This is a genomic window from Kistimonas scapharcae (genome assembly GCF_039540975.1).
Taxonomy (GTDB): Bacteria; Pseudomonadota; Gammaproteobacteria; order Pseudomonadales; family Endozoicomonadaceae; genus Kistimonas; species Kistimonas scapharcae.
Genome location: NZ_BAABFL010000468.1, coordinates 13,617 through 29,621, shown reverse-complemented (window position 1 = coordinate 29,621; position 16,005 = coordinate 13,617). Strand labels below are relative to the sequence as shown.

General features: G+C 51.2%; 19 protein-coding genes. 12 read left to right on the top strand and 7 right to left on the bottom strand.

Annotated features, from left to right (window positions below):
* Positions 1-74: 74 nt before the first annotated feature.
* Genes ABD892_RS22900 through ABD892_RS22890 form a run of 3 tightly spaced genes read right to left on the bottom strand, consistent with a single transcriptional unit; the run spans position 75 to position 1,867 of the window.
* A complete protein-coding gene (locus tag ABD892_RS22900; protein ID WP_345198546.1) occupies positions 75-1,160 on the bottom strand; it encodes a DnaJ domain-containing protein in 1,086 nt (361 codons plus the stop codon).
* Positions 1,160-1,627, bottom strand: coding sequence for a hypothetical protein (locus ABD892_RS22895; RefSeq protein WP_345198545.1), 468 nt, complete (start codon positions 1,625-1,627; stop codon positions 1,160-1,162). Before ABD892_RS22895 ends, ABD892_RS22900 begins: the two co-directional genes overlap by 1 nt.
* Positions 1,628-1,651: 24 nt before the next feature.
* Positions 1,652-1,867 (bottom strand): helix-turn-helix domain-containing protein, encoded by a 216-nt coding sequence (locus ABD892_RS22890; protein WP_345198543.1) that lies wholly within the window; start codon positions 1,865-1,867, stop codon positions 1,652-1,654.
* A 292-nt stretch (positions 1,868-2,159) separates the two neighbouring features.
* Here ABD892_RS22890 and ABD892_RS22885 point away from each other — a divergent pair, with 292 nt between their 5' ends.
* The 12 genes from ABD892_RS22885 to fdxA all read left to right on the top strand — a co-directional run bounded on the left by ABD892_RS22885 (position 2,160) and on the right by fdxA (position 12,103).
* Positions 2,160-2,774 carry a helix-turn-helix domain-containing protein gene (locus ABD892_RS22885; protein ID WP_345198542.1) on the top strand — a complete coding sequence of 205 codons (615 nt, stop codon included), beginning with the start codon at positions 2,160-2,162 and terminating at the stop codon, positions 2,772-2,774.
* A gap of 619 nt (positions 2,775-3,393) precedes the next feature.
* The gene (locus ABD892_RS22880; RefSeq protein WP_345198541.1) at positions 3,394-3,627 is read left to right on the top strand and encodes a hypothetical protein; all 234 of its coding nucleotides are present in this window, start codon (positions 3,394-3,396) and stop codon (positions 3,625-3,627) included.
* 21 nt (positions 3,628-3,648) lie between these two features.
* The gene (locus ABD892_RS22875; RefSeq protein ID WP_345198540.1) at positions 3,649-3,876 is read left to right on the top strand and encodes a hypothetical protein; all 228 of its coding nucleotides are present in this window, start codon (positions 3,649-3,651) and stop codon (positions 3,874-3,876) included.
* Positions 3,873-4,133, top strand: a complete 261-nt coding sequence (locus tag ABD892_RS22870) for a hypothetical protein (RefSeq protein ID WP_345198538.1) — start codon at positions 3,873-3,875, stop codon at positions 4,131-4,133. The genes ABD892_RS22875 and ABD892_RS22870 overlap by 4 nt, the downstream gene beginning before the upstream one ends.
* Positions 4,130-4,345, top strand: a complete 216-nt coding sequence (locus ABD892_RS22865) for a hypothetical protein (protein ID WP_345198537.1) — start codon at positions 4,130-4,132, stop codon at positions 4,343-4,345. Before ABD892_RS22870 ends, ABD892_RS22865 begins: the two co-directional genes overlap by 4 nt.
* A 160-nt stretch (positions 4,346-4,505) precedes the next feature.
* The gene (locus tag ABD892_RS22860) at positions 4,506-5,189 is read left to right on the top strand and encodes an ERF family protein (protein WP_345198536.1); all 684 of its coding nucleotides are present in this window, start codon (positions 4,506-4,508) and stop codon (positions 5,187-5,189) included.
* 23 nt (positions 5,190-5,212) lie between these two features.
* A complete protein-coding gene (locus ABD892_RS22855; protein ID WP_345198535.1) occupies positions 5,213-6,337 on the top strand; it encodes a hypothetical protein in 1,125 nt (374 codons plus the stop codon).
* A complete protein-coding gene (locus ABD892_RS22850; protein ID WP_345198534.1) occupies positions 6,337-6,648 on the top strand; it encodes a hypothetical protein in 312 nt (103 codons plus the stop codon). The genes ABD892_RS22855 and ABD892_RS22850 overlap by 1 nt, the downstream gene beginning before the upstream one ends.
* A gap of 302 nt (positions 6,649-6,950) precedes the next feature.
* The gene (locus ABD892_RS22845; protein WP_345198532.1) at positions 6,951-7,322 is read left to right on the top strand and encodes a Lar family restriction alleviation protein; all 372 of its coding nucleotides are present in this window, start codon (positions 6,951-6,953) and stop codon (positions 7,320-7,322) included.
* A 341-nt stretch (positions 7,323-7,663) separates the two neighbouring features.
* Positions 7,664-8,962 (top strand): Arm DNA-binding domain-containing protein, encoded by a 1,299-nt coding sequence (locus ABD892_RS22840; protein WP_345198531.1) that lies wholly within the window; start codon positions 7,664-7,666, stop codon positions 8,960-8,962.
* 6 nt (positions 8,963-8,968) lie between these two features.
* A complete protein-coding gene (mutS, locus tag ABD892_RS22835) occupies positions 8,969-11,566 on the top strand; it encodes a DNA mismatch repair protein MutS (RefSeq protein WP_345198530.1) in 2,598 nt (865 codons plus the stop codon).
* 213 nt (positions 11,567-11,779) lie between these two features.
* Positions 11,780-12,103: a ferredoxin FdxA gene (fdxA, locus tag ABD892_RS22830; protein ID WP_211829138.1), complete on the top strand. Its 324-nt coding sequence runs from the start codon at positions 11,780-11,782 to the stop codon at positions 12,101-12,103.
* Positions 12,104-12,166: 63 nt separating this feature from the next.
* On the opposite strand, the gene rpoS is transcribed toward fdxA, so the two are convergent.
* From rpoS to ABD892_RS22810, 4 genes are all read right to left on the bottom strand, one after another.
* Complete coding sequence (rpoS, locus tag ABD892_RS22825; protein ID WP_345198529.1) at positions 12,167-13,186, bottom strand: RNA polymerase sigma factor RpoS; 1,020 nt, start codon at positions 13,184-13,186, stop codon at positions 12,167-12,169.
* Between the two features lie 119 nt (positions 13,187-13,305).
* The gene (locus tag ABD892_RS22820) at positions 13,306-14,091 is read right to left on the bottom strand and encodes a peptidoglycan DD-metalloendopeptidase family protein (RefSeq protein ID WP_345198528.1); all 786 of its coding nucleotides are present in this window, start codon (positions 14,089-14,091) and stop codon (positions 13,306-13,308) included.
* Positions 14,092-14,309: 218 nt separating this feature from the next.
* On the bottom strand, positions 14,310-15,239 hold the full coding sequence (locus ABD892_RS22815; protein WP_345198527.1) for a DUF368 domain-containing protein: 930 nt from the start codon (positions 15,237-15,239) through the stop codon (positions 14,310-14,312).
* A 48-nt stretch (positions 15,240-15,287) separates the two neighbouring features.
* The gene (locus ABD892_RS22810) at positions 15,288-15,944 is read right to left on the bottom strand and encodes a protein-L-isoaspartate(D-aspartate) O-methyltransferase (protein WP_345198525.1); all 657 of its coding nucleotides are present in this window, start codon (positions 15,942-15,944) and stop codon (positions 15,288-15,290) included.
* Positions 15,945-16,005 lie beyond the last annotated feature (61 nt).

Below are 16,005 nucleotides of genomic sequence, written 5' to 3'. Positions count from 1 at the left end.
GAGTCTGCTGTTTTGTTGCGATCACCTCAGACCCAAATGCTAGAAACCCCGGCTCATATGGTCGGGGTTTTTCTTTATGCGGCTTTCAGTATTTCGTAAGCCTTCTGAACCTCGTCGAACGCTGCCGCATCACCACCATTATCGGGGTGGCACTCGCTGCACTTTCGCCGGTAAGCCTTCTTTATCTCCGCTGGTGTCGCATCAACCTCAACACCCAGCACACTGTACGCATGCGAAAACCCGCCCTTGATCTCGGTGTTGGCCAGCTCGTCTAGCGCAGCCTGTAACCGCCTTGCCTTCTCGTCTTGCGCGTCCAGCATCTTGCGTAAAGTTTCTATCTCTGACGCCTGCCTTCGGACTGTTTTCTCAAGCTCTGAGCCTTTTGTTTTGTCACCGATCGCCTTTAGCTCTCCGGAAAGCCTGCGAAAAACAGACAGCTTTTCGCTCTCCGGTAGCCGCTGTATTAACTTCATGACGTCAGAAAACGTCGGCACAACATGACCTGATTCTGTTACCGCTTCATTTTTTTTCTTTCTGGCCTTTTTCCCCTCCCCTCTAATCTCTTTGGCTTTCTTGCTTACCTCTCCAGCCTTAACAATCCTGATCTGTTCTGCCTCGTCCAGTCCGGCCACGTCTGCCGCCGCCGATATGGATACCTCGCCGCTGTCCATCGCCTCGACCAGTGCCGGTGCGCCCTGGTCTATGACCTTTTTGGCTTGCCGGAGTGTGAAGTCGCTACCAAGTCCGGCTTGTTTTGCTGCTTCTACGTCAGAACGTCCAGTTACAGGAGTGCGATTGTTATCGCACTCCTCTTTCTTTAGGTGCTGATTACTTCCGTGTCGTTTTGATAGTCGTTTTTCAATTTCTCTTGCAATCTCTACTCGTTCGCTGACGGTAAAATCCTTGCGGACCTCGTTCTCGTCATGCTCCGCAATCAGCGCATCACAATCTATCTCCCTGTAAGGAATGTGCGTCATACCTAACAGCTTGCACGCCTCCAGTCGTCGCCCCCCAAAAACAAGCCTGTTGTCTTTGGTGATTCCTACAGATTGGAGTAGTCCGTTCTTTTTGATGCTGTCCGCCAGCGCCTGAAGGTCTCCCATTTCCTTACGGAATCGACCCTCAACAATGATGGATGCAATCTCGATCTCCGTATCCATCAGGCAACCACTCTGCCGAGAATCACATCAATAACATCAAGCCGCCAAACACACCGCTTTGTGGTTGACTTACCAGCAACCTGCACCCCGTACTCGACCCCTTTTTCTGTCAGGGTGTAGCACAGTACGCCCTTCTCGTTCCTGCGGCAGGTTTGCAACCCTTTAGCAACAAGCCGCTTATTTACCGCCTGCGCCTTGTTTCCCTTGAAGCTGGGAGGGAACTTAATACGCTCTGCAATCTCTTTCGGTGTAAATGTTTCTAGCGACTTTTCCTTGGATACCAGATTAACCCTGCTAACCTCGGCACCGGCCTTTTTGATTTCGGCCAAGGCTGAGGACTGAATCTCGGATATTGCCGCCTTAAAAAGTGCCAGCTCTCCCCCGCGACTGTCGCCGCCTTGCGCTGACACACCTACTTCCATGCTTCCGGGGATAGCAAGATGCTGCTGAAAATTGCTTGCTTTCATTTGCGATTACCTCTTTCCAAAAAATTAAGCGACCAGCTCTGGCCACCACTCTTTCCAGTCCAACCCGTAAACGGATGCGATTTTCAAAACCGCGCCTGCCTGAACGTTTCGCCTCCCATTCACCCACCGGCTAACAGTTACCGGAGAAACCCCAACTGAATCGGCGAACTCAACCCCGCTCATCTCAAACTCATTCATCAATTTGCGAATTCGGCGCGCCGCAACTGTTTGTCTTTTCATATAAAGCCCTTTATCTCTTTCCGGTCATCACGACGCGTAATGACTGGAAAAAGCCGTTAGGCTTGCCTCACTCCTACCTCTTGCGCGAGGTTCGGCACCAGCTATCCGGCTAGGTCTTTGCCGGGTCAAAGCGGTTAGCGTTTCCACTTGAGCATCATTGTATTAACCGGCTGGCAATTTAACAAGTATTTACAGTTAAGTATATACCGCACTTATTAACCATTTGGTATTATTACCTTATGGTTAATCCGGTATAGAATGAGAAACAACAATGTTTACTGGTTTATATGAGATGGATTGGACAGACCGAGTGCGCGACCTGATGCGCCGTCGAGAAATGACTCAGCTCAAGCTGGCCGAGAAAAGCGGCTACTCAGCGCCAGGGCTTAACAGGCTGCTGAACGGAAAGCGTGGGCCGAGCCACGAATCCCTGTCCGCTATCGCGTCAGCACTGGGGACAACTGTCGAGTATCTTATGCACGGCATTGACCGGCCAGAAAGCTCTGCGCAAGTTTCTATGGTTCCAATGCTGGCCGATGAACAGATCAATAAATGGCAGCTCGCTCCGGACAGCATCAAAGAAGCGGTCAGCCAGTGGATTGCCTGCCCATCAAGCAAGGCAGGCATGCGCACATTTGCCTACAGGGTATCAACCGACGACATGCACGCCCCAGCCGGAAGCATGTCTATCGCACCTGGAGCAATTGTATACATCGACCCGGATACAAATTTAGATCGCGGCGTTACTGGCTTATTCCTTGTAAACGGTCAGGCTGTCGTAAGAGAAGCGCACCAGATCGCCGGAGAGTGGTTCATGACACCTACCAACGGCAAGTATCAAGCCATTCAGATGACCGGTAACGCCATATTTGTTGGCCAGGTTGTCGGGATACTGCAACTGCCCTGACAAGCTGAACGGTTACGACCAGCCCGGCCAAGTGCCGGGTTTTTTGTGTCCGAATATGACCGGAATATTATTCCTATAGACTCACACCAATAGGAATTTGGTTCCTATCCAATAGGAATATTATTCCTATTCAATAGGAATTAAATTCCTATCCCCTTCTCTATATATATACATCATAGATACACCATAGATACGTTATAAATATAACCCACCGGTCATTTGCCAGTTCACCCCCTGATTAACGAAAAGTGACATAAATCAATGTCGACACAAAACTCCAAAAAGAATTACCAGATGGTATTGCCAACTAATTACCAGTTGGTTAATCTATGCCTGTCATCTGGCAACAGTGACACCAGCCACCCGGCAAAGACCCAGCCGGTATCTGGTTCTGAATCTCCATTGAGGGGATAGGAGTGGGGCGCACTTAGCGGTGTTTTTGCAGAGTGTCGAGCGATCAAGCCAAACCGTCAGGCAGCGATCATGCAGACCTCGGCACTCTGCAAAGCCACCAACGGAGAGTAGACATGACCACAGTCAAACAGCGCTACCTGATAGCCGCAGCCGCTTACGTTGGCTGGGCAGCAATTAGCGCATGGTTTTTTGTAGGGCTGACATCATGAGCCGAATTGAGTATGCGCCAGGAATAAGACTGGCTCCCGGCATGACTGCCGAAGAGTTTGAGCAACGGTTTGGCAATCTTGATGGCGTAAAGGCAATTCTGTTTCGATGCGAAATGCAAAACCTGCGCGCCAGCATGAACAAAGCTGCCACCGCCTCACCTGATCAACTTCGAAAGAAAGAATTTGACCTTGCCGCCGATGTTCGCGGCCCTCGCAACAATCTCGACTGATAACAATCTGAGGTAATCGCCATGAGCGCACAGCAGAAGGCGCTTTTTAGCGTCCCTGAGCCTATTTCGGGATTCTCCGGTATGGTTGAATCACTGGCAACGCTTGAGGGTGTGACGGGCTTATTTGGAGCCTTTAGCGACTTTCCAGACGTTGCCGATTTCCTTGACGGCGAAAAGCTCGACCTGAGCAACAAAGCCCAGGTTAAACGCATTGAGGCCGGTTATTCAGAGTGGAGCCTGTCAGCATGAACTTAAGCGTTTTCTACTCCCGAGCTGTCGAAATTGCAGACATGGCGGCGAGCATCAACGGCTCCGATGAGTGCAGGAGCCGCATTGAGTGGGGCTACTGCAGCGAAACTGGAACTTTATCGGTGCAGGTTTTTTCGAAGCTGACCGGAAACCTGTTCTTTGAGCGAAAGATCGTTGCCGACAAGATTGGCTCAGATTACAGGATAGCTGGACTGCTCAGCGATCTCCGCCAGCTTCGCACGGAGGAGGCAGCATGATCACCACCAAGCCAAGCCGCGATAACCGGCTGACTCGCATTCACAACCGTTGTGAGGCTCTGGAGCGCATCATTGACAAGTGCAACCGGCACAGCAAGCGCAACGGGTATCCTGAGCCTCTGGAGCGCTATATCGCAAAGTGCAGCCGCAGACACCGCGCATGGATGGAAGCGGCGCACCGTGAAGTTAACTTGATCCGGGCAAGCCTATGATCTGGCGACACGGGCGCACAGTAGCGCCCCACCCTGACCCATACCTGATAACCATTTGCCGCTTGATCAACGAACTAAAAACCACCGACGACCCAGCGCGGCGCGAACAAATCTACAGAATGCGTCTGGTTGATATTCGCCAGACAGGAGTGAATCAAAAATGAAAATGTCCAACGAAACCGACAAGATTTTTCCGGCCTTTGTGAAGATGCAGGCCGCGCTCGGCAATGCCAGCAAGAGCAAGCAAGGCCACGGCTACAAGTATGCAGAGCTGAGCGAGTGTATCGACACCGCCAAGCCTGTTCTGGAGTCTAACGGACTGGCTGTATCCCAGATGATCGGCCAGTGTGAGCAAGGCACAACACTTTGCACGATGCTGGTTCACGAATCGGGGCAATGGATGTACTCCGAATTCGTCATGGAAAAATCTGTTTTGCAGGGTGCTGCTGGCAAAAATCCGGCTCAGTGCATGGGGTCTTCCATCACGTACATGCGCCGGTATGCGTATGCCGCACTGCTCGGCATGGCTCAGGCTGACGACGATGCCGCAACGGTCGGCAAGTCATACGAGAACAGCCAGCAACCGCGCCGCCAGCCGCAAAACCAGCCGCACCAGCAGGCTCCACAGCAAGAGCAAGCACAGGCACAGCAGGCCGAAACAATCACGCAACAGCAGGCGCAAACACTGCGCAACGCGGCATTTCTGGCAAACGTGAGCGATGCAGATATTTGCAAGCGGGCGCACATTCAGAGCCTGGAGCAAATGCCGCTCACACTGCTGCCAAAGGTTATGGACTGGCTCAACAAGCAAGCCCGAGATAATCAAGCACATCAGGCCGCATAAGCGGCTTTTTTTTGGGGTAAATCATGACAGATATCAAATTGCCAGAGCTGTGCGTCGAAATCGTCGGCCAAGTCAAAAGCTCTAACCTTGCCGTTTACGAATCAACGGCGCTTGAGTTTATCCGCTCCATTAACACCGATCTGCAGACGGATGATGATTTTGCCCGGGCTGAGCAGATGGTCAAATTCTGCGACAAGGCCGAGAAGGAGTTGGACAAGGCAAAGACTGCAGCCATGGAGCGGACTGCTGACATTTCCGCATTATTCGCCACTGTAGATACCTTGCGGGATGAAATGAGAGCCAAGCGCCTGGAGCTGAACAGGCTGGTTAAAGCTCGGAAAGACGCTATCCGGGCTGAGCTGATAAATACGGCAACCAACGCCCTGCATACCGCAACAATTCGGGCGAATGCCGAGTTTTCGGTTTACGGCGTACAACTGCCTGCGGTTGCGGCTGACTTTGCTGGAGTGGTCAAAGGCAAGAGAACAGTTAAGTCTCTGGAGTTGGCGATTGATACAGAGCTGAATCGGGCAGTATCTGAAGTCGAAAGCCTGCGAGCGCATATTGCTGACAACCTGAAGCTGATCACGTCTCAGCCGCCAGAGTTCGCCGCCCTATTCCCTGACCTGCAAATGCTGACCGCCATGCGTCCCGGTGAGCTGTCCGAGCTGATCAGCGAGCGCATAGCAGCTCACAAGAAAGCGGAAGCCGAACGACTGGAAGCTGAGCGGGAGCGGATACGCGAAGAAGAAAAGCGCAAAGCCGAGGCTGAGGCGGCGCGGATTCGGGAGGAAGAACGCCGGAAGGCTGAGGAATGGGCGAATGCCGCCAGGCTCGCCAATGATGAGCGAATAAAGGCCAGTGAAGAAGCCCGAAGACAGGAAGAAATGCGCGCTCTAGCCGCGAAAACACAGCACCTACCACAAGCCGTGCAGATTGAGGAATACAACGGCTTTTTTGATGACTCCCCCGCTATCGCCCCATCGTTCAACGATGCTCCAGATTTTGACGATAGCCCCGCCCCGCTTCGCAATGGGCTGACGGTCTGGCGGCGCAACAGAGAGATCGGCCAAGACCTGCCAGACGGCCAATATTATTCGGCTGCAGAGGTAGACAGGCTGCTTGAGCAATTACGGCGGGCAGCATAATGGCAACAGTAAAGGCCGAGGCGGAATACCTCGGCTTTTTTGATTGGGCAGATGATATGTACGAACAAACCAAAGCCTTGCTTAAAGGTAAGAGCAATAAAGACCTCAAGCGCACTATTGAGCGCATGGCTATGCGCATGGTTATGCGTGAAAACGAGCTTGTCAGCGCAAAACAACGGTTGGCCGATCTGGAGAAGCAGCTAATCATGGAGCAGCGCATTAGCGCCAATATGATGCTCCGCAACCTGGAGCTTTCAGGGCTGGCGGAAGCTGGGACTTATGACCGGTTTAAGGTGAAGGTGGCGGCATGAATGGGAAATGCAATCACTGCGGCGAATGGGATATTGACGATGCGCACGACTGCAAAGCAAGAGTCTGGAGCGTTTCGGCTGATCATCCGGTATTTGCCAGGGTCGTTAAGTTCAGGTTAACAGAGCAAGAATCGGCCGAGCTTGTTTCGGAGCTTGAAAGTTTTAATTACGAGAATATCGAGCGAGCAATTAAACCATGTACCTCACACTCTCAGACGAATAAATAACCAGCCTGATACATGGAGCGCATCGGTTGATGATGCGTGACAAGTCACAATTTGAAGAATTGCTAAAGGTGTGACATGGAAACATTAAAGCCCTGCCCTTTTTGTGGCGGCTCAGCAGATTTGATGCAGGATGACTTTCACGCAGACCTGTTTTCTATTAGCTGCCCTGAATGTTCACTAATGCTTGATGGGGAATATGAGGAAGACGAGGTTAAAGAAATATGGAACAACCGCAATTCTCCATGGGTAAGCGTGGATGACCGTATGCCCAATACGGACGGCTGGTACTCAATTGTCGCCACAATTGACGGGAAGCGGTGTGCGACCATGGCATTCCTTGAGAGCGATTACATGGGTCAGTTTTGGCTTACCCATAACGACTACAAAGACGCTGACATATGGGATGGCGTAACCCATTGGGCACCGCTTCCAGAGCTTCCCCAATGATCGAGCAGGTAGAGCCAATACATAAGCTTTTCGTCTTTATGATCCTGATAGGCAATCCGGCCTTATGCATTGCGGCATTCTTTATCTGCAAGTGGCTTGATATAGATTGAGTGCGCGGCAACGGGTTACCAGCACATCAGTAACGATACCGGCTCAGGCCGGTTTTTTTGTGGGTGAAATATGAGTGTGACATGGGTATTGCCAAACAAGTTGTCAGAGCTTACAGGCTACACCGTAAAATCTATAGAAAACAAAATGGAGCAAGGCGTCTGGCCTCAAGGTAGAATCTGGAAAAAAGCGCCTGATGGTCGGCGCGTCATAAACAAAAAAGAGTACGACAGATGGGCAGAGTCTCAGCCGGTGATTTAGTCAAGGGGGTTAAGGGCGTAGAGATTCATGGTAGCTCGCTCCGTATAGTGTTCACCTATCGCGGAGTACGCTGCCGAGAATCTCTCGGCATTGCGCCAACAAAGGCGAACGTAAAGCATGCTGCAGGATTGCGCGCAACAGTCGTGCACGAAATAAAGATAGGAACGTTTGACTATCTGGCAAGATTTCCCGAAAGCAAATCTGCCTACAAGTTTGGCGGCGACCGCACGAGGCGATCCATATCTATTCGCGCCCTGGCCGAAAAGTTTTACCAGATAAAAAAGGTTGACCTCGGACCGCAGTCGGAACGAGTCTACAAAAACGGCTTGTATATGTGCTGCAGCATTCTTGGTGACGACAGGCTTGTGTCAGCCATCATGCCGGAGGATATTGACTCATTGCGGGCTGATCTGATTGCCAGCAGAGCTGCGGCAACCTGTAACCATTATTTGTCCGCTTTTCGCGGGTATATGGAATACTGCGAAAACAATGGCTATACAGATAAACATCTGTCCGCATCGTGCTCAAAGTTTAAAGTTGGTCGCAACGATCCCGATCCTTTAACGCACGACGATTATCAGACGATAGTGAAAAAAGGGTGTCGCCACCCTGCGCAATCGAACTTAATCACCTTGGCGGTATATACCGGAATGCGTACCGGTGAAATATGCTCCCTTGCATGGGAGGATGTAGACCTAAATCGCGGAACCATAACCGTCAGGAGAAACATAACGGCACAGCGTGTTTTCAAGCTTCCAAAAAACGACAGAGAGCGCACTATTTCGCTAATGCCGCCAGCAGTTGCCGCACTCAAAAGCCAGCAGCAATACACGCTACTTATGCCGCCAGAAAAGATAAGCACGCATCTTGATAGTAAAAAGGTGATACAGGAAGATGTGCGGCCAGTATTTCGGCCTGAGACGACTGCGCCATACATCGGCCACAAATCAAAAGAAAACGCCTGGTATGTACCAACTAGCCTTAATACTGCATGGACAACAATACTGAAGCGGGCAGGTGTTCGCCATAGAAGCCAATACCAAACGCGCCACACGTTTGCAACTTGGAACCTTACCGCCCATGGAAACATTGCGTTTATCGCTAAGCAGATGGGGCATGCTGATTATAGTATGCTTGTCAAAACCTATGGGAGATGGATGGATGACGCCAGCGACGCTGAGGCTGAAAAGGTTTGGCTTGAGCTGCAAACAAAAGGTCATTTTGCCCCAAATACGCCCCACCAATTAACACAGAAAGCTCTAAGTGACTGATTTATAATGGCAAAAGCGGCAATACAAGTGCAAACCCCCATGATGCAGCAATATATGCGCATCAAGCAGCAACACCGGGATCAGCTGGTTTTTTACCGCATGGGCGACTTCTATGAGTTGTTCCATGATGACGCAAAGAAGGCCGCCTCACTGCTCGACATCACTTTGACGGCGCGGGGCCACTCCAACGGACAGCCCATTCCGATGGCTGGCATCCCGTTTCACGCGGCAGAAGGCTATCTCGCCCGACTCGTTAAACTGGGCGAATCGGTTGCCATCTGCGAACAGATTGGTGACCCCGCGACCAGCAAGGGGCCGGTTGAACGTAAAGTTGTCCGGATCATCACACCGGGCACTGTCAGCGATGAAGCGTTATTAGAAGAACGGAGCGATAACTGGCTGGCTGCCCTGCATGTGCAGGATGACCTTTATGGGCTGGCCATCATGGATATCACCAGCGGTCGGTTTCACGTACTGGAAGTCAAAGGACTGGAAGCTATTCTTGGTGAACTCCAGCGCCTTAGCCCGGCGGAACTTCTGACCAGCGAAGACCAGGTTTTCGACAGTCTGATAACTCAACGCAATGGTTTTCGACGCCGCCCCCCGTGGGATTTCGATCTGGAAACGGCGCACGATCTGCTGACCCGCCAGTTCAAAACCAAAGATTTGTCCGGCTTTGACTGCAGCCATATGACAGTCGCGATCGCCGCTGCTGGCTGTCTGCTGCAATACGCAAAAGACACCCAGCGCACCGACCTGCCCCACGTACGTACCCTGCGGGTTGAACGCCGTGAAGACTGCGTGGTGCTGGATGCTGCTAGCCGTCGCAACCTCGAACTGGATACCAACCTTAACGGTGGTCGTGACAACACCCTCCTATCGGTAATGGACAAGACCGCCACAGCCATGGGCAGCCGCCTGCTCTGCCGCTGGATTAACCAGCCCCTTCAGAATATTGAACTGTTGCGTGAACGACAGTCTGTCATCCTCGCCTTGCTGTCGGATTATCGGTATGAACCTATTCATGCCACGCTCAAAGGCATCGGTGACATTGAACGTATTCTTGCCCGTGTTGCGCTGCGCTCTGCTCGCCCTCGTGACCTTGCCCGGTTACGTGATGCCCTCTCACGCCTGCCCGATCTTCAGACACAATTGACCGCCATTGATAACGCGCGGCTAAACCAGCTTGCCACACAAATCAGCGACTATCCGGAGCTGGTTGCCGTTTTGCAAAAAGCGGTAATTGAAAACCCACCCGTTGTCATCCGCGATGGCGGTGTGATTGCCGAGGGCTATGACGATGAACTCGATGAACTGCGCGCCATCAGTGAAAATGCCGGCGACTACCTGCTGCAACTGGAAAAGCGGGAAAAGGAACAAACCGGGCTTTCATCATTGAAAGTCGGTTACAACCGGGTGCACGGTTACTTCATCGAATTGAGCCGACGTGAGTCGGAAGATGCGCCCGTGAATTATATCCGGCGCCAAACCCTGAAAAATACCGAACGCTTTATCACGCCGGAACTGAAGACGTTTGAAGATAAGGCCCTATCCAGCAAAAGCCGTGCACTGGCCCGGGAAAAAGCGCTTTATGAAGCGCTGATTGAAATACTGGCAGAGCACCTGACACCACTACAGGAGAGTGCACAGGCTATAGCAGAACTGGACGCCCTGAGCTGTTTCGCAGAACGGGCCGAAACCCTGAACCTCGCCTGCCCCGAACTGACGCAAGGCGAAGGCATAACTATAGAAGAAGGCCGGCACCCGGTGGTCGAGCAGGTATTGACCGATCCGTTTGTTGCCAACAGCCTTGACCTCCATAGTGATCGCAGGATGCTGATCATCACCGGCCCCAACATGGGCGGTAAATCGACCTATATGCGCCAGACGGCACTGATCGTCCTGCTTGCCCATATTGGCAGCTTCGTACCCGCTGCCCATGCCAAAATCAGCATTGTTGACCGGATCTTCACCCGGATCGGTTCCTCTGATGATCTGGCCGGCGGACGCTCTACCTTCATGGTCGAAATGACAGAGACCGCCAGCATCCTGAATAATGCGACAGAACGCAGTCTGGTTCTCATGGATGAGATCGGTCGTGGGACCAGCACATTTGACGGGCTGTCACTCGCCTGGGCCTGTGCGCACCACCTGGCCGACCAGATTCAGGCCTACACACTGTTTGCAACCCATTACTTCGAAATCACACAGTTACCTGAAACCTGCGCGCGGGTCGCCAACGTCCACCTGAACGCAACCGAGCATGACGATCGTATCGTCTTCCTCCATGCGGTTCAGGAAGGACCAGCCAGTCAGAGTTATGGCCTCCAGGTCGCACAGCTGGCGGGGGTTCCGCGTAACGTGATTCTCCAGGCCAAGGAAAAGTTACATCACCTGGAACAAAGTGCGACTGAAGACGAGAGTGCTACAGCCACCATCCAAAAGCCTTCACGAAAAGTACAGACACCTTCACCCCAGGCCGACATGTTTGCCATGCAGGCACCCCATCCGGCAGTAGAAATCATTGAAGAGCTGGATGTCGATGGCGTTTCACCCCGTGAAGCACTGGATTTACTGTATCGCCTGAAGAAAACACTAAAGTAAACTGACAGTTCTATCGTTAGTAAAAAATCATCTTAATCCCAAGATACGACAAGTGCCGGTTACCTGTAACCGGCCAGCGTTTACTGTTAGACTAGCGTCCGAATGAATCATTGACTGGATCGCCCCGATACCGTGATAACCAACAGACAGGGTTGATAACTGGTCGGCGCTAGAATAACAATCAAACCAGCCTATGAAGATGGAGTAACCGCAATGGCTTTTGTAGTTGGTGAGAACTGCATAAAGTGCAAGTACACAGACTGCGTGGAAGTCTGCCCTGTAGATTGCTTTTATGAAGGCCCGAACTTCCTGGTCATCCACCCGGACGAATGCATTGATTGCGCACTGTGTGAACCGGAGTGCCCAGCGAACGCCATTTTCTCTGAAGATGAAGTCCCTGAAGATCAGCAGGAGTTTATAGAGCTGAATGCGGATCTGGCTGAAATCTGGCCCAACATCACTGAAAAGAAAGATTCGCTGCCGGATGCCGAGGACTGGGACGGCGTAAAAGGCAAGCTTGAACACCTGGAGCGCTAAACAAGACAATCAACAAAAAAGCCATGGCAAAACCATGGCTTTTTTCATTCACATCAGAGAACGCTAACTAAAAAGCGACTCACTCGATAACCCCTGTTTTTCCAGAATACAACGAAGACGTTTAAGTGCTTCAACCTGTATCTGCCGCACCCTTTCACGGGTCAGGCCAATTTCCTTACCGACTTCTTCCAAAGTACTGGTTTCATAGCCCCGCAATCCGAACCGTCTGGCAACCACTTCACGCTGCTTTTCGGAAAGTTCACTCAACCATTTATCAATACTGTCGTTGAGATCACTATCCTGCAGTAAAACTGCCGGATCGTTTTCACGGATATCGGAAATGGTATCCAGTACAGACTTATCAGAATCATGTCCCAAGGGGGTATCTACGGAAGTCACCCTTTCATTCAGACCCAGCATCCGCTTAACATCATCAACCGGCTTATCGAGCAGGTTGGCGATTTCTTCAGGGGTTGGGTCATGATCAAGCTTCTGCGTAAGCTCACGGGCAGCCCGCAGGTAGACATTCAGCTCCTTGACCACATGAATCGGAAGCCGGATAGTCCGCGTCTGGTTCATGATAGCCCGTTCGATGGTCTGGCGTATCCACCATGTTGCGTAGGTGGAAAACCGGAAGCCACGCTCAGGATCAAACTTCTCTACAGCCCTGATGAGACCAAGATTACCCTCCTCAATCAGGTCGAGCAGCGACAGGCCTCGATTCACATAACGACGAGAGATTTTAACGACAAGCCGGAGATTACTTTCAATCATCCGTCGACGACCCGCTTCCACTCCCTTCCTGGCCAGCCGGGCAAAGTGCACTTCTTCTTCCGGGGTCAGCAAAGGCGAAAAGCCGATTTCATTGAGGTACAACTGTGTAGCATCCAACGACTTGTAAAATGCATCATCGTCGCGTTGCCGGTGACCACTTACCGATGTGGTACGTTGCACTGCTCCTTCATTCGGTAACTCCGAACTGGAATCAACATCACTTTCGAGCGAATCTGAATCAAACTCCTCTCCATGGACTACACTTTCGCTCACATCATCCAATTCTACCTCTTCCCTTTTTAGTGCCATAAGCGCCAATCCTGTTAATGAAATGGTCCCACTCACAGCCGAACAGCCAGAGGGCTGCATCGACGACCCTTAAACTATCAGGTCCGTCTATTTTGTTGCCAAACCACAACTTCTGTACATCAGCGTTTTGACAGATAAAGAAGAGGATCTACAGGTTTACCATTACGCCGAATTTCAAAGTGCAGTTTAGGCTCACTCGTCCCTGTAGAACCTATTTCGGCTATCTTCTGACCCGCTTTAACCGTGCTTCCTTCCCTGACAAGTAATACCTTGTTATGAGCGTAAGCACTGAGATAGCTACCATTATGCTTAACAATGATCAGGTTGCCGTAACCCGTCAGACCACTACCGGCATAAACCACTTCACCTGCAGCAGTCGCAAATACAGGTTCCCCGATCTTGCCAGCGATATCAATACCTTTGTTCACACTGCCACGAGATGAAAAACGCGAAACGACATTACCCTTGGCAGGCCAACGCCAACTTGAAATGGGATGATTATCCGTTTTTTTCTTCACCGCTGGAGCTGGCTCTTTTTTATACACTTTCTTTTTCGCCGCCTGACTCTGTGCTGAAACGGATGCTTTTGCGACGGTATTAGACTGGGAAGATGTCGATGGAGCACGCCCCGACAAACTTAATCTCTGCCCCGGATATATGACATAGGGAGACCGAACCCCGTTAGTGGACGCCAACCTCCTATAGTCCTGCCCATAACGCCACGCAATGGTAAAAAGGGTTTCTCCTGGCTGTACGACATGCACACCACGCAGAACAGTTTCTGGCCGTGTACGGTTACTGACCGGTATATCAAGTTGCTGATGCGAACAGGCTGCAATCAGGAAGAGCAACATCATCAGCATGATATTTTTTGAGCAAACGTTTAAGTATTTTGTTCGTCTCATCTCGTCTTTCTGAATACGCTTGCCAAAACCGTTGATCCTATTCCAAACTGTCGTTTTATTATCCTTTTATCTTAAAAAAGGATTATTATTACTAATCCATCTAAAAATACAGCGTCCAGTATTTTAATTCATTGTTAGTAAAGTGTTTACTAATCGAAACAAAACAACATAACGCAACAAACACAATACTTATCGTCAAAAAATACAAACCAATCACTTCAATCAGTCTGTATTTTTGATCGACCGCACCACTCAAATACCGAAACAGCAATAATCGCAACCATCATGAGTGCAATCGCCACCACAAATTCAGGGGGCTGCCCTGTGAGTGATTCATACTGCCACGGCATGACATTCACTTGCTGAACAGGGATTTGAACACCGTTATCTGCCAGCTTCCACGCCAACGTCTGTTTCCAGGGCCAAATTTTTTCTATGGCACCAAGCATCAAACCAACAAGAAAAGCTAACGTTGTCTGATGGTAATAGCTGAGCAACCATGAAAGGACATGTGAAAAAAGCAGCAATCCCAACACACAGCCAGAGGCAAATACAAACAGTATGCCGAAATCAAAGCGTGTAACCGCCTGTAATACCGGTGCATAGAAACCAAGCAACAGCAAGATAAAACTGCCAGAGATACCCGGCAAAATCATCGCACAAATAGCCAAGGCACCAGCCCAGAGAAAGGAATACCATTCTGGCTGCGCATGCATGCCTGGTGTCGCATGCCCTATGAGAACCGCCATTCCGACACCTGCTACCAAAGCGGCGATGCGCGAGAGAGACCAGTGGCTGACCTTACGTAATATCAACACCGCAGAGATTACCACCAAACCGAAGAAGAAAGACCAGACCTGAATGGGCCAGGCTGACAGGCTATAGGTAATCACCCGCGCCATGGTAAAGACGCTAAACAGTACACCACCAAAGACGGCCACCAGAAACGTTCCATCGATATGTCGCCAGCAGGCTGCCACACCTTCGCGGAAGAGTATTTTGAGCGAGGCAGGCCCCAGTTTTTTGAGGCTGTTCAGCAGACGCTCATAGATGCCGGTAATGAACGCAATCGTGCCACCGGAAACGCCCGGCACAACATCCGCAGCGCCCATCAGCGCACCTTTCAGGAATAAGATCAAGACTTCCAACGGCAACATCACGTCAAACAACCAATCCTAAAACAAACATATCCATCGTTATTCAATAATGCCTGATAGCAACGGTACAAACCGTACCGGCTCCAGCACTTGCTCGTTGTAACCCGCTTCTTTCCGTGTCACACAGACCAGCAGCTGGTGACCATCAGGCCCAACAGGTATGATCATCCGCCCTCCAACAGCCAACTGACGGAGCAGCCCCTGCGGTATTTCCGCCGGTGCCGCAGTCACCAGTATGCCATCATACTCGCCCTCTTCAGGCCAGCCGGAAAAACCGTCCGCATGACGCATCATGACGTTATAGAGCTTCAGTTGACGCAGCCGCTGACGCGCTCGATCCTGCAAGGAGCGTATACGTTCTAGCGTATAGACCCGGCCTGCCAACTGTGCCAGCACTGCCGTCTGATAGCCTGACCCTGTGCCAACCTCCAGCACCTTGTTGACAGTTCCCGCCTGAAGCAAAGCCTCTGTCATACGGGCAACAATATAGGGCTGGGACAGGGTCTGGTTACGACCGATAGGCAGCGCCGTATCTTCATAAGCCCTGTGGGATAACGCTTCATCAACAAACAGGTGTCTGGGTGTTTTACGCATTACGTCAAGGACACGCAGATCCCCCACCCCCTGCTCAACCAGACGCTGAATCAGGCGATCACGGGTTCGCTGCGATGTCATACCAATACCAGCCAGATTCATTCAGCCCCCAGACCTACTTTCACCTAGCAGGCAATAGTGTCACTAGAGTACGCCAGTTTAC

Coding starts and splice junctions, on each gene's coding strand:
- fdxA (WP_211829138.1), top strand. CDS start 11,780: ATGGCTTTTGTAGTTGGTGAGAACTGCATAAAGTGCAAGTACACAGAC.
- ABD892_RS22820 (WP_345198528.1), bottom strand. CDS start 14,091: ATGAGACGAACAAAATACTTAAACGTTTGCTCAAAAAATATCATGCTG.
- ABD892_RS22900 (WP_345198546.1), bottom strand. CDS start 1,160: ATGGATACGGAGATCGAGATTGCATCCATCATTGTTGAGGGTCGATTC.
- rpoS (WP_345198529.1), bottom strand. CDS start 13,186: ATGGCACTAAAAAGGGAAGAGGTAGAATTGGATGATGTGAGCGAAAGT.
- ABD892_RS22845 (WP_345198532.1), top strand. CDS start 6,951: ATGGAAACATTAAAGCCCTGCCCTTTTTGTGGCGGCTCAGCAGATTTG.
- ABD892_RS22860 (WP_345198536.1), top strand. CDS start 4,506: ATGAAAATGTCCAACGAAACCGACAAGATTTTTCCGGCCTTTGTGAAG.
- ABD892_RS22850 (WP_345198534.1), top strand. CDS start 6,337: ATGGCAACAGTAAAGGCCGAGGCGGAATACCTCGGCTTTTTTGATTGG.
- mutS (WP_345198530.1), top strand. CDS start 8,969: ATGGCAAAAGCGGCAATACAAGTGCAAACCCCCATGATGCAGCAATAT.
- ABD892_RS22880 (WP_345198541.1), top strand. CDS start 3,394: ATGAGCCGAATTGAGTATGCGCCAGGAATAAGACTGGCTCCCGGCATG.
- ABD892_RS22865 (WP_345198537.1), top strand. CDS start 4,130: ATGATCACCACCAAGCCAAGCCGCGATAACCGGCTGACTCGCATTCAC.
- ABD892_RS22810 (WP_345198525.1), bottom strand. CDS start 15,944: ATGAATCTGGCTGGTATTGGTATGACATCGCAGCGAACCCGTGATCGC.
- ABD892_RS22895 (WP_345198545.1), bottom strand. CDS start 1,627: ATGAAAGCAAGCAATTTTCAGCAGCATCTTGCTATCCCCGGAAGCATG.
- ABD892_RS22840 (WP_345198531.1), top strand. CDS start 7,664: ATGGGCAGAGTCTCAGCCGGTGATTTAGTCAAGGGGGTTAAGGGCGTA.
- ABD892_RS22890 (WP_345198543.1), bottom strand. CDS start 1,867: ATGAAAAGACAAACAGTTGCGGCGCGCCGAATTCGCAAATTGATGAAT.
- ABD892_RS22855 (WP_345198535.1), top strand. CDS start 5,213: ATGACAGATATCAAATTGCCAGAGCTGTGCGTCGAAATCGTCGGCCAA.
- ABD892_RS22875 (WP_345198540.1), top strand. CDS start 3,649: ATGAGCGCACAGCAGAAGGCGCTTTTTAGCGTCCCTGAGCCTATTTCG.
- ABD892_RS22885 (WP_345198542.1), top strand. CDS start 2,160: ATGGATTGGACAGACCGAGTGCGCGACCTGATGCGCCGTCGAGAAATG.
- ABD892_RS22870 (WP_345198538.1), top strand. CDS start 3,873: ATGAACTTAAGCGTTTTCTACTCCCGAGCTGTCGAAATTGCAGACATG.